The sequence below is a fragment of the Hydrogenophaga sp. genome (genome assembly GCF_051860785.1).
In the GTDB taxonomy this organism is placed as follows: domain Bacteria; phylum Pseudomonadota; class Gammaproteobacteria; order Burkholderiales; family Burkholderiaceae_C; genus Hydrogenophaga.
Genome location: NZ_JBIMLB010000018.1, coordinates 101,339 through 113,788, shown reverse-complemented (window position 1 = coordinate 113,788; position 12,450 = coordinate 101,339). Strand labels below are relative to the sequence as shown.

12 protein-coding genes are annotated in these 12,450 nt (G+C 65.9%); 11 read left to right on the top strand and 1 reads right to left on the bottom strand.

The genetic code is table 11. The features are described from left to right. Positions 1-33: 33 nt before the first annotated feature. Entirely contained in the window at positions 34-273 is a 240-nt protein-coding gene (locus ACTIF6_RS20395; protein ID WP_439589762.1) for a hypothetical protein, read from the bottom strand. 276 nt (positions 274-549) lie between these two features. Here ACTIF6_RS20395 and ACTIF6_RS20390 point away from each other — a divergent pair, with 276 nt between their 5' ends. Genes ACTIF6_RS20390 through ACTIF6_RS20340 form a run of 11 tightly spaced genes read left to right on the top strand, consistent with a single transcriptional unit; the run spans position 550 to position 12,450 of the window. Beyond that, on the top strand, positions 550-2,664 hold the full coding sequence (locus tag ACTIF6_RS20390) for a 3-hydroxyacyl-CoA dehydrogenase NAD-binding domain-containing protein (RefSeq protein WP_439589761.1): 2,115 nt from the start codon (positions 550-552) through the stop codon (positions 2,662-2,664). A 30-nt stretch (positions 2,665-2,694) separates the two neighbouring features. Next, positions 2,695-3,870 carry an acetyl-CoA C-acyltransferase gene (locus ACTIF6_RS20385; protein WP_439589760.1) on the top strand — a complete coding sequence of 392 codons (1,176 nt, stop codon included), beginning with the start codon at positions 2,695-2,697 and terminating at the stop codon, positions 3,868-3,870. Positions 3,871-3,882: 12 nt separating this feature from the next. Then, entirely contained in the window at positions 3,883-4,320 is a 438-nt protein-coding gene (locus ACTIF6_RS20380) for a PaaI family thioesterase (RefSeq protein WP_439589759.1), read from the top strand. Between the two features lie 13 nt (positions 4,321-4,333). Next, on the top strand, positions 4,334-6,157 hold the full coding sequence (locus ACTIF6_RS20375) for an acyl-CoA dehydrogenase (protein ID WP_439589758.1): 1,824 nt from the start codon (positions 4,334-4,336) through the stop codon (positions 6,155-6,157). 25 nt (positions 6,158-6,182) lie between these two features. Next, positions 6,183-6,977: an SDR family oxidoreductase gene (locus ACTIF6_RS20370; RefSeq protein WP_439589757.1), complete on the top strand. Its 795-nt coding sequence runs from the start codon at positions 6,183-6,185 to the stop codon at positions 6,975-6,977. A gap of 7 nt (positions 6,978-6,984) precedes the next feature. After that, positions 6,985-7,413, top strand: coding sequence for a PaaI family thioesterase (locus ACTIF6_RS20365; protein ID WP_439589756.1), 429 nt, complete (start codon positions 6,985-6,987; stop codon positions 7,411-7,413). A 10-nt stretch (positions 7,414-7,423) separates the two neighbouring features. After that, complete coding sequence (locus tag ACTIF6_RS20360) at positions 7,424-8,440, top strand: NADP-dependent oxidoreductase (RefSeq protein WP_439589755.1); 1,017 nt, start codon at positions 7,424-7,426, stop codon at positions 8,438-8,440. Positions 8,441-8,451: 11 nt separating this feature from the next. Next, on the top strand, positions 8,452-10,095 hold the full coding sequence (locus ACTIF6_RS20355) for an isovaleryl-CoA dehydrogenase (protein WP_439589754.1): 1,644 nt from the start codon (positions 8,452-8,454) through the stop codon (positions 10,093-10,095). A 20-nt stretch (positions 10,096-10,115) separates the two neighbouring features. Next, complete coding sequence (locus ACTIF6_RS20350) at positions 10,116-11,051, top strand: glutathione S-transferase family protein (protein WP_439589753.1); 936 nt, start codon at positions 10,116-10,118, stop codon at positions 11,049-11,051. Next, positions 11,048-11,515, top strand: a complete 468-nt coding sequence (locus tag ACTIF6_RS20345; RefSeq protein WP_439589752.1) for a GNAT family N-acetyltransferase — start codon at positions 11,048-11,050, stop codon at positions 11,513-11,515. Before ACTIF6_RS20350 ends, ACTIF6_RS20345 begins: the two co-directional genes overlap by 4 nt. Before the next feature lie 29 nt (positions 11,516-11,544). After that, a complete protein-coding gene (locus ACTIF6_RS20340; protein ID WP_439589751.1) occupies positions 11,545-12,450 on the top strand; it encodes an SDR family oxidoreductase in 906 nt (301 codons plus the stop codon).

Sequence of the window (12,450 nt, the reverse complement as noted above, 5' to 3'; positions counted from 1 at the left end):
TCGAGAAACTCGACCTCATGTTCCTAGGCTTCATCAGCTTCGTGCTCGTCGCTGATGGTCTGCGGTTGTGTTAACAGGCCCTAGACCTATTTCGTCCTTGATCTCTTCGAGCGCAGCGAGGGCGGGGTCGGTCTGGTACTCGGTTGCCGTGTCTGCAAGGGCGCGAAGATGCGCGACCGTCAGTCGTTCCTCACGCGTTCGGAGAACTTGGACATCAACGGACGCCAGACTTGGCAAGCGGGTATCAAGGGCGGATGTATCGATGGTTTGCATGGTGTTTTCCTCTCGAAGAAGTAAAAAATCGCCGTGCATCTCCCAATGAGGTGCGGTGACTGCGGCGACGGGAGAATGGCGCGTAAGTTATGAGGCTGAGCCGTTAGGGAATGAATCGACCGATCATGGGAATGAGTGCTGGTATGTCCCACTTGAGACAAACTCGCCTGTTCCAATTCGGGGCCGGACCCCTAGAATCGAACGATCGTTCTTTTCGAAAAAGAACGTCACAGTCAACGCCCCGCACAGACAGGCAAATACAACGAAGGAGCTCCCATGACCGCTGAGTACCAGGTCCACGGCGATGTCGCCGTCATCACCATGAACAACCCGCCGGTCAACGGCCTGGGTTTGTCGACCCGCCAGGGCATTGCGGCCGGGCTGGAAAAGGCCGAAGCTGATCCGGCCGTCAAGGCCATCGTGCTCACGGGTGCGGGCAAGGCGTTCTCGGGTGGGGCCGACATCCGCGAGTTCGGCTCGCCCAAGGCCCTGGCCGAGCCCAACCTGCTCTCGGTGATCCTGGCGGTGGAAAACGCCTCCAAGCCAGTGGTGGCCGCGATCCACTCCGTGGCCATGGGCGGTGGCCTGGAGCTGGCACTGGGCTGCCACTACCGCATTGCCGCGCCGGGCACCAACGTGGCGCTGCCGGAAGTGAAGCTGGGCCTGATTCCCGGTGCCGGCGGCACGCAGCGCCTGCCACGCGCCCTGGGCGTCGAGCCCGCGCTGAACATGATCGTGAGCGGCGAAGCCATCAAGAGCGAGATGCTGGCGCAGGTGCCCGGCCAGATGCTGTTCAACAAGCTCGCGGCCTCGCCCGAAAGCCTGGCCGAGGAGGCCCTGGCGCTGGCCCGCGAGATGGCCGCCAAGCACGCCGACGGCAGCGCGCTGCCCAAGGTGCGCGACCTGCCCTGCAAGCACCCCAAGGGCGACGCCTACTTCCAGTTCGCGCGCAACATGGTCAAGGGCATGTCGAAAAACTTCCCGGCGCCCGCCAAATGCGTGGACGCGGTGGAAGCCGCCACGAAGAAGAAATTCGACGACGGTATGGCCTTCGAGCGCGAGATCTTCATCAACCTGATGTGGACACCCGAGTGCCGCGCCCTGCGCCACCTGTTCACGGCGGAGCGCGCCGCCAGCAAGATCCCGGACGTTCCTGAAGACACGCCCAGGCGCGAGATCGCCTCGGTGGCCATCATCGGCGCCGGCACGATGGGCGGCGGCATCGCCATGAACTTCCTCAACGCGGGGGTGCCCGTGAAGATCCTGGAGATGAAGCAGGAGGCGCTGGACCGTGGTATTGCCACCATCCGCAAGAACTACGAAGCCCAGGTGAAGAAGGGCAAGCTCAAGCAGGACAAGTACGACCAGCGCATGGCGCTGCTGACGACCACGCTGAGCTACGAAGACATCGGCTCGGCCGACCTGGTCATCGAGGCCGTGTTCGAGGAAATCGGCGTCAAGGAGAAGGTATTCAAGGAACTCGACCGCGTGATGAAGCCCGGCGCGATCCTGGCGTCCAACACCTCGACGCTGGACGTGAACGCCATCGCCAATTTCACCAAGCGCCCGCAGGACGTGGTGGGCCTGCACTTCTTCAGTCCGGCCAACGTGATGAAGCTGCTGGAAGTCGTGCGCGGCGAGAAGACCGCCAAGGACGTGATGGCCACCGTGATGGCCGTGGCGAAGAAGATCAAGAAGACCGCGGTGGTGTCGGGTGTCTGCGACGGCTTCATCGGCAACCGCATGATCGAGCAGTACGGCCGCCAGGGCGGCTTCCTGCTCGACGAGGGCTGCACGCCCGAGCAGGTGGACAAGGCGATGGAGAAGTTCGGCATGGCCATGGGGCCGTTCCGCATGGGCGACCTGGCCGGCAACGACATCGGCTGGGCAATCCGCAAGCGCCGCTACCAGGAAAAGCCGGACATGAAGTACAGCAAGACCGCCGACCTGCTGTGCGAGAAGGGCCGCTTCGGCCAGAAGACCGGTGCCGGCTGGTACGACTACGTGCCGGGCAAGCGCGACGCGATCCCGAACGCCGAGGTGGTGAAGATGATCGAGGACCACCGCGCTTCGCTCGGCATCAAGCCGCGCAAGATCTCCGACGAGGAAATCGTGCAGCGCCTGGTCTACGCGCTGGTGAATGAGGCCGCGCACATCCTGGAAGAGGGCATCGCCAACAAGGCCAGCGACATCGACGTGGTCTACATCTTCGGCTACGGTTTCCCGATCCATCGCGGCGGGCCGATGATCTACGCCGATACCGTGGGTCTGTTCAACGTGGTGCAGAGCATGAAGCGCTTTGCCAGGAATCCGCTGGACGACGCGAAATTCTGGGAGCCGGCGCCGCTGCTGGCGCGCCTGGTGGCCGAAGGCAAATCCTTCAACGGCTAAGCCCAAGAACCCACACAAGGAGAACCTTTCATGACCAACGCCGTCATCGTTTCCACCGCCCGCACGCCCCTGGCCAAGAGCTGGAAGGGCGCTTTCAACATGACCCATGGCGCCACCCTGGGTGGCCACGCGGTGCAGCATGCCGTGCAGCGCGCCGGCATCGAAGCCGCCGAGGTGGACGACGTCATCATGGGCTGCGCCAACCCCGAAGGTGCCACCGGCGCCAACATCGCGCGCCAGATCGCGCTGCGCGCCGGTCTGCCCATCACCACCTCGGGCATGACGGTGAACCGTTTCTGCTCGTCCGGCCTGCAGACCATCGCCATGGCGGCGCAGCGCATCGTTGCCGGCGAGGGCGACGTGTTCGTGGCCGGTGGCGTGGAAAGCATTTCCTGCGTGCAGCAGGAAATGAACACCCACATGCTGGCCGATCCCTGGCTCGTCGCGAACAAGCCCGAGATCTACTGGAACATGCTGCAGACCGCCGAGCAGGTGGCCAAGCGCTACAACATCAGCCGCGACGCCATGGACGAATACGGCGCGGCCAGCCAGCAGAAGGCCACGGCTGCATTGGAAGCCGGCCTGTTCAAGGCCGAGATCGCTCCCATCACCGTGACCGCAGGCGTGGCCGACAAGATCATGGGCCTCACCACCAAGCAGGTGACGGTGGAGAACGACGAAGGCATCCGCGCCGGTACCACCAAGGAAGGCATCAGCGGCATCCGCCCGGCCGTGCCCGGCGGCGTGATCTCGGCCGGCAACGCCAGCCAGTTCAGCGACGGTGGCGGCGCTTGCGTGCTCATGAACGAGACCCTGGCCGAAAAGCGCGGCCTGCAGCCGCTGGGTCGTTTCCTCGGTTTCGCGGTGGCGGGTTGCGAGCCCGATGAAATGGGCATCGGCCCGGTGTTCGCCATCCCCAAGGTGCTGGCGCGCCTGGGCCTGAAGATCAGCGACATCGACCTTTGGGAACTCAACGAAGCGTTCGCCGTGCAGGTGATCTACTGCCGCGACAAGCTGGGCATTCCGGGCGATCGCCTGAACGTGAACGGTGGCGCCATTGCAGTGGGTCACCCGTATGGCGTGTCGGGCCAGCGCCTGACCGGCCATGCGCTGATCGAAGGCAAGCGCCGCGGCGCGAAGAAGGTCGTGGTCACCATGTGCATCGGTGGTGGCATGGGCGCTGCTGGCGTCTTCGAAGTTCTGTAAGGTCGCTCCGCCATGGCCGAGGCCAGCGTCAGCCCTGAGGTGTTTCTGGCCATGGGGCGCGAGGTGCTGGCGGCTCAGCCTTTCTCGCGCCTGATCGGCGCGGAACTCGCTGCGTTTTCCCCGGGACGCTGCGAGCTGCATGTCCCGATCGGTGAATCGGTGAAGCAGCAGCATGGCTTCGTGCATGGCGGCGTGCTGAGCTACGCCGCCGACAACGCGCTCACCTATGCGGGCGGCAGTGCGCTGGGGTTGCCGGTGGTCACGGCGGAGTTCAAGATCAACTACCTGCGACCTGCGATCGGCGAGCGGTTGATTGCTCGCGCTGAAGCCGTGCACACCGGCAAGACGCAATCCGTCTGCCGCTGCGATGTGTTCGTGCTGAAAGATGGCGTGGAAAAGCTCTGCGCGGTGGCGCAAGGCACCATCGCCGCGATGCCGCCCAAGAACTGAAGAAGAGAGTGCCATGAGCCTGCGCCCCACCGTCGATTTCCTGCTCTACGACTGGCTCGATGCACCTTCGCTCAGCGAGCGCGAGCGCTTTGCCGACCACAGCCGGGAAACCTTCGACGCCGTGCTCGACACCTGCGAGCGCATCGCACGCGAGAAGTACGCGCCCTTCAACCGGCTGGTGGACACGCAGGAACCGCATTTCGACGGTGAGAGGGTGATCCTGCCGCAAGCCACGCACGACGCCCAGAAGGCCTACGCCGAAAGCGGCATGCTCAGCGCCGCGCAGGACTATGCCGTGGGCGGCATGCAGTTGCCCTACACGGTGGAGGCTGCGGCCAACGCTTTCTTTGCCATGGCCTCGGTGAGCATCGGCAGCGGCATGCTGACCACCGGCAACGCCAACCTGCTCATGGTGCACGGCACTGAGGTGCAGAAACAGGTATTCGCGCTCAACGAGTTTTCGGGGCGCTTCTCCGGCACCATGTGCCTCTCCGAGCCGCAGGCCGGCTCGTCGTTGAGCGACGTGATGACACGCGCCGTGCCCGATGGCGCCGATTTCCAGAACGACCCGCTCGGGCCGCGCTACCGCCTCAAGGGCAACAAGATGTGGATCTCGGCCGGTGAACACGAGCTGACCGAGAACATCGTCCATCTGGTGCTGGCCAAGATTCCGGACGAAAACGGCAGGCTCGTGCCCGGCACGCGGGGCATCTCGCTCTTCATCGTGCCCAAGAAGATGGTGGACACCGAAGGCGGGCTGACCGGCGAACGCAACGACGTGGCATTGGCCGGGTTGAACCACAAGTGCGGCTGGCGCGGCACCACCAACACGCTGCTCAACTTCGGCGAGGGCAAGTACCCGGTGAGGGGCGAGGCGGGTGCGGTGGGTTATCTGGTGGGGCAGGCAGGCAAGGGCCTGCACTGCATGTTCCACATGATGAACGAGGCCCGCATCGGCGTGGGCATGGCCGCCACCATGCTCGGCATGGCCGGTTACCACGCCAGCCTGGACTACGCCAAGAATCGCCCGCAAGGCCGCCCCATGGGCCCGGCTGGCAAAGACCCTGCGCAACCGCCCGTGCGCATCATCGAGCACGCGGACGTGAAGCGCATGCTGCTGGCACAGAAGTCGTACTGCGAAGGCGCGCTGGCGCTGGAGCTGTATTGCGCGCGCCTGGTGGATGAGCAGCACACCGCCGACGCCGCCACGGCAGACGACGCGCGCCTGTTGCTGGAGGTGCTCACCCCCATTGCCAAGAGCTGGCCGAGCGAGTGGTGCCTGGAAGCCAACAGCCTGGCGATCCAGATCCACGGCGGCTACGGCTACACGCGCGATTTCCCGGTGGAGCAGTACTGGCGCGACAACCGCCTGAACATGATCCACGAAGGCACGCACGGCATCCAGGCCATGGACCTGCTGGGCCGCAAGGTGCTCATGGAGAGTGGCAAGGGGCTCACGCTGCTGGCCGGCCGCATCAACGACACCATCCAGCGCGCCATTCACGTTCCCGAATTCGCCGCCCATGCCAACGCGCTGGGTCAGGCACTCGCGCAGGTGGGCGCGGCCACCAAGGCTGCCTGGGCCACGGGTGAACCCACCGACGCGCTGGCCAACGCCGTGCCCTACCTGCAGGCCTTCGGCCACACAGTGCTGGCCTGGATCTGGCTGGATGTGGCGTTGGTGGCACACGCCGCACCCGAATCGAACGCACGCACCGGCCGCCTGGCCGCGATGCGCTTTTTCTTCCATTACGAACTGCCGAAGATCGGCGCCTGGCTGCAGGTGGTGAGCCGCCGCGACCTGACCTGCGCTGAACTGCCCGAAGACGCCTTCTAATCACACGAAACCCAGGAGACCTCGCATGACGACCCGCACCATTTCCCAACTCTTCGACCTCAAGGGCAAGACCGCCCTGATCACCGGTGGCTCGCGTGGCCTGGGCCTTCAGATGGCGCATGCGCTGGGTGAGGCCGGTGCGCGCGTGCTGGTGAGCTCCCGCAAGGCAGAAGACCTGGAGAGCGCCACCGCCGAACTGCAGGCCGCCGGCATCGACGCGCGCTGGTTCGCCGCCGACTGCTCGAAGGAGGAAGACATCCACCGCCTGGCCGACGAGAGCCTCCAGCGCCTGGGCGACATCGACATCCTGGTCAACAACGCGGGCGCCGCGTGGGGTGCACCGGCCGAAGACCACCCGGTGGAAGCCTGGGACAAGGTGATGAACCTCAACGTGCGAAGCTACTTCGTGCTGAGTCAGGTCATCGCCCGGCGCAGCATGATCGCGCGCAAGCACGGCCGCATCATCAACACCGCTTCCATCGCCGGCCTGGGTGGCAACCCTTCGGGCATGAACACCATCGCTTACAACACCTCCAAGGGCGCCGTGATCAACTTCACCCGTGCCCTGGCCGCCGAATGGGGCAGGTACGGCATCACCGTCAACGCCATCTGCCCGGGTTTCTTCCCGAGCAAGATGACCGCGGGCACACTCAAGGCCATGGGCGAAGACAAGCTGGCCGCCCACGCCCCCTTGCGCCGCCTGGGCGATGACGAAGACCTGAAAGGCCTGACCGTGCTCTACGCATCCGACGCCGGCAAACACATCACCGGCCAGTGGCTGGCGGTGGACGGCGGGGTTTCCGTGATCACTGGTGGCTGAACACGACATGGAATTTTCCGTCCGCATTCCCTTCGTTGAATTGCTCGGCTTCGAACTGCGCAAGTTCGAGGGCGGCGAGGCCGAGATTGCCTTCAGCCCGTCGCCTGATCACCTGAATTCCTTCGACGTGGTGCATGGCGGCGCGAGCATGACCCTGCTCGATGTGGTCATGGCGCACGCCGCGCGATCGGTGCAACCCGATCAGGGCGCCATCACCATCGAGATGAAGACCAGCTTCACGCGGGCGGCCAAAGGCCCGCTGCTGGCCTCCGGGCGCATCCTGCACCGCACCGCCACCCTGGTGTTCACCGAAGGCCGCATTTCCGACGCCGCGGGCAAGCTCTGTGCGCATGCCACCGGCACCTTCAAGCTGGTGCCACGCCTGCCCACCGGGCCGGGCAGCGTCCAGCCCCTCAACCGCATTTCGACCGACTAGGAGACACCTCATGCCCACCAACCGCCAGATCCTGCTCGACAACCGCCCCCAGGGCGAGGCCACGGCCTCCAACTTCAAGCTCGTCACCACCCAGACGCCCGCGCTGGCCGATGGCCAGGTGCTGGTGCGCCACCACTTCCTGAGCCTGGACCCTTACATGCGCGGTCGCATGAACGACAGCAAGAGTTATGCGGCCTCGCAGCCACTGGGCGAGGTCATGATCGGCGGCACCGTGGGCGAGGCGGCTGAATCGAAACACCCCAAGTTCCAGGTGGGCGACAAGGTCGTGGGCATGGGTGGGTGGCAGGAATACAGCGTGGTCGATGCCAGCCAGCCCGGCGCGCTGCGCAAGGTCGACACCACGCACGTGCCGCTCTCGCACTACCTGGGTGCGGTCGGCATGCCTGGCGTCACCGCCTGGTACGGTCTTGTGAAGATCATCAACCCCAAGGCCGGCGACACCGTGGTGGTGAGCGCGGCCACCGGTGCGGTGGGCAGTGCCTTCGGTGCGCTGGCCAAGGCGCGCGGCTGCCGCGCGGTGGGCATCGCCGGTGGGCCCGACAAATGCAAGTACGCGGTGGAAGAACTCGGCTTTGATGCCTGCATCGACTACAAGCTGCACAAGGACGCTTACTCGCTGGCCAAGGCGCTCAAGGACGTCTGCCCCAAGGGCATCGACGGCTACTTCGAGAACGTCGGTGGCATGGTGCTTGATGCGGTGCTGCTGCGCATGAACGCTTTCGGCCGCATCGCCGTGTGCGGGATGATCGCCGGCTACGACGGCCAGCCCATGCCGCTGGCCAACCCGGCGCTGATCCTGGTGAACCGACTCAAGGTGGAAGGTTTCATCGTCAGCGAGCACATGGAGGTGTGGCCCGAAGCGCTCACCGAACTGGGCACGCTGGTGGGCACCGGCAAGCTGCGCCCGCGCGAAACCGTGGCCCAGGGCCTGGCTTCGGCACCCGAGGCGTTCCTGGGCCTGCTCAAGGGCAAGAATTTCGGCAAGCAATTGGTCAAGCTGATCTGAGGGAGGGCGCCATGGCCGCCGCCACGCACGAGGTCTTCAACCAGCCCGCGCCGCTGGTGGATGCCAACCTGTTTGCGATCAACCGGCCGATGCAGGCGGCGCTGAAGTTCAACGCGCCCGCGCTGGACACCGCCCCGCTGCAGAAGCTGGGCCAGGTGGCGGGCAGCGGCGAGATGCAGGCCCACGCGCGGCTGGCCAATGTGCACACCCCCCAGCTCAAGACCCACAGTCGCTTCGGGCACCGCATCGACCAGGTGGAGTTCCACTCCAGCTACCACGCGCTCATGACCGAAGCGGTGGGCGCGGGCCTGCACGGCGCACCCTGGGGTGAGGGTGCCGCGAGCCCACATCTCCTCAGGGCCGCCGGCTTCATGCTCTTCACCGAGCTCGAGCCCTCCGTGCTGTGCCCCATCTCCATGAGCTACGCCGTGGCGCCCGCGCTCAGGGACAACCCAGCCATCTACAAGGATTGGTCGCCCGGACTCACCAGCCGCGCCTACGACCTCGCGCTCAAGGTCTGGCGCGACAAGGCCGGCCTGACCATGGGCATGGGCATGACCGAGAAGCAGGGCGGTTCGGACGTGCGCGCCAACACCACGCGCGCCGAACCCGCAGGCAGTGACGGCTGGGGCCAGCGTTTCACCGTCACCGGCCACAAGTGGTTCTTCTCCGCACCCATGTGCGATGCGTTCCTGATCCTGGCGCAGACGAAGACCGGCCTCTCCTGCCTGTTCCTGCCGCGCGTGTTGCCCGACGGTTCGATGAACCAGCTCTTCATCCAGCGCCTGAAAGACAAGCTGGGCAACAAGGCCAACGCGAGTTCCGAGGTGGAGTTCGTGGGCGCCACCGCCTGGCTGGTGGGCGAGGAAGGGCGCGGCGTGCCGCAGATCCTGGCCATGGGCACCATGACGCGGCTGGACTGCGCGCTGGGCACCAGCGGCCTGATGCGCCAGGCCCTGTCCATTGCGCTGAACCACACCACGCAGCGCAAGGCCTTCGGCAAGACGCTGATCGACCAGCCGCTGATGAAGAACGTGCTGGCCGACCTGGCGCTCGAGTCCGAGGCCGCCACCGCGCTCGCGCTGCGCCTGGCGCGCAGCTTCGACCACCTTGACGACCCGCATGAGCAGGTGATGAGCCGCCTGCTCACGCCGGTGGCCAAGTTCTGGATCTGCAAGCGCGGCAGCCATTTCGCGCAGGAGGCCATGGAATGTCTGGGCGGCAACGGCTACGTGGAGGAGGGCGGTGAAGGCATCATGGCGCGCATCTACCGCGAGATGCCGCTCAACTCCATCTGGGAAGGCGCCGGCAACATCATGGCTCTGGACCTGCTGCGTGCGCTGCGCAAGGCCGATACCGCCGCCGCGCTGGCGCAGGAACTGGCCCCCGCGCGCGGCATGCACCGTGCGTTGGACCATCTCGCCGATCGACTTCCGGCTCGTGTCGAGGAAATGGCCACCGAAATGGAAGCGCGCCGCCTGGCGCAGGACGTGGCGCTGGCGGTGCAGGCTGCCTTGCTGGCGCAGACCGCGCCGCCCGAGGTGTTCGGCGCCTTCTGTGACTCAAGGCTCGACGGTCAGTGGGGCCACAGCTTTGGCTCCCTGGGCTCTGGCACAGGCTTCGACGCCATCATCGAACGCGCCATGCCGCGCTGAACCCATCCCTGAAAGACGCGATGTCCGACCTCATCCTTCACCATTACGCCTCCTCCCCGTTTTCCGAGAAGGTCCGCCTCATGCTGGGCCACAAGGGCCTCGCCTGGAAGGGCGTGAACATCCCGCGCATCCTGCCCAAGCCGGATGTGATCGCGCTCACCGGTGGCTACCGGCGCACGCCATTCCTGCAGATCGGTGCCGACATCTATTGCGACACGGCGCTGATCACCGATGTGCTGGAACACCGACAGCCCGAGCCACCGCTGTATCCCGAACACCAGAAGGGCGTTGCGCGTGTGCTCGCCCAGTGGGCCGACAACAGCCTGTTCTGGGCCGCCATGGCCTACAACCTGAGCCCCAAGGGCGCGGCCGCGCTTTTCGCCGGCCAGCCACCTGAAGCCGCGCAGGCTTTTGCGGCCGATCGTGGTGCCATGCGCGGCGGCATGGTCAGCCTGCGCCCGGGCGATGCCACCGCCGCCTACCGCAGTTACCTGCGCAGGCTCTCCACCATGGTGGAAGCGCAACCCTTCCTGCTGGGCGACACACCCTGCGTGGCGGACTTTGCCGCCTACCACCCGCTGTGGTTCAGCCGCGTGGTCAACCCCACCATGGCCGGCATCCTCGACGCCACGCCGCACGTCATCGAATGGCTGGACCGCATGGCACAGATCGGTCATGGACAGGCGAGCAAGCTGAGTGCCACCGAAGCGATTGCCATCGCGGCGGCGGCCGAGCCCGCCCCGCTGGCCGACGAAGCCTTTCAGGACGAGCACGGTATCGCTCTGGGCAGCCGTGTCACCGTGAGTGCCGAATCCTTCGGCCAGGAACCCACCGAAGGCATCCTGCGCGCGGCCACGCGCACCCGCTACACGCTGGAGCGCACCGACGAGCGAGCGGGACGCCTGCATGTGCATTTCCCGCGCATCGGTTTCGTGCTGAGGGAAGTGCGCGCTTGAGTCCGAACGAAAAAACCCTTGTCTGGCGCTGCCTGCCTTTCGATGCCCTGCATGCCCGCACGCTCTACCGTCTGCTGCAATTGCGAACCGAGGTGTTCGTGATGGAGCAGGCCTGCGCGTTCCAGGACATGGACGGCGCCGACCCGGCCTGTTTCCACCTGCTGGGCGAAGCCGCCGACGGGGCACTGCTGGCCTACGCCCGCCTGGTGCCGTCCGGCCTGAAATTCCCCGAGGTCAGCATCGGCCGCGTGATCAGCGCGCAGGCCGCACGCGGCACCGGCATCGGCCACCTGCTCATGCGCGAGGCGGTGCGAGCCGCGCACGGCGTGTGGGGCGCACAGCCCATCCGCATCGGCGCCCAGGCGCGGCTGCAGGCCTTCTACCACCAGCACGGGTTCGAGCCCGCCAGCGACATCTATCTTGAAGACGGCATCGACCACATCGAAATGCTGAGAGCCGGCTGACTTCGCTTTCAAACACACAGGAGACACGGATGATTCAGGACTTCAAGGGCAAGACCGCGGTGCTGACCGGCGCGGGCTCGGGTTTCGGCCTGGAATGCGCGCGCATTGGCGCGAAGCTGGGCATGAACCTGGTGCTGGTGGACGTGCAGCAGGACGCGCTGGACAAGGCCGAGGCGGAGATGCGCGCCACGGGCGTGCAGGTGCTCGCACGCCGGGTCGATGTGTCGAACCAGGCGCAGATGGAGGCCCTGGCCACCGACGTGCAGAAGACCTTCGGCGCACCGCACTTCGTCTTCAACAACGCCGGCGTGGGCTCGGCCGGCCTCATCTGGGAAAACTCGGTCAAGGACTGGGAATGGGTGATGGGCGTGAACGTGTGGGGCGTGATCCACGGCGTGCGCCTCTTCACGCCCATGATGCTCGCCGCTGCGAAGGCGGACCCCGCCTGGCGCGGCCACATCGTCAACACCGCCAGCATGGCCGGCCTGCTCACGCCGCCCAACATGGGCATCTACAACGTGAGCAAGCACGCAGTGGTCAGCCTCACCGAGACGCTCTACCAGGATCTGAAGCTCGTGAGCGACCAGCTCAGCGCCAGCGTGCTGTGCCCGTACTTCGTGCCCACCGGCATCAGCCAGAGCCACCGCAACCGGCCTGAAGCCATGGCCGATGAAAAGCCCACCCAGAGCCAGCTGATCGGTCAGGCGATGAGCGACAAGGCCGTGGGCTCCGGCAAGGTCACGGCGGCCGAGGTGGCCCAGTTCGTGTTCGACGCCATCCGCGCCGACCGTTTCTACATCTTCAGCCACCCGCGCGCGCTGGGCAATGTGCGCTCGCGCATGGAAGGCATCGTGAACCAGACCAACCCGGCCGACCCGTTCCTCGAACGGCCGGAGATTGGCGTGGGTCTGCGCGCGGCGCTGCGCGCCGTGTAG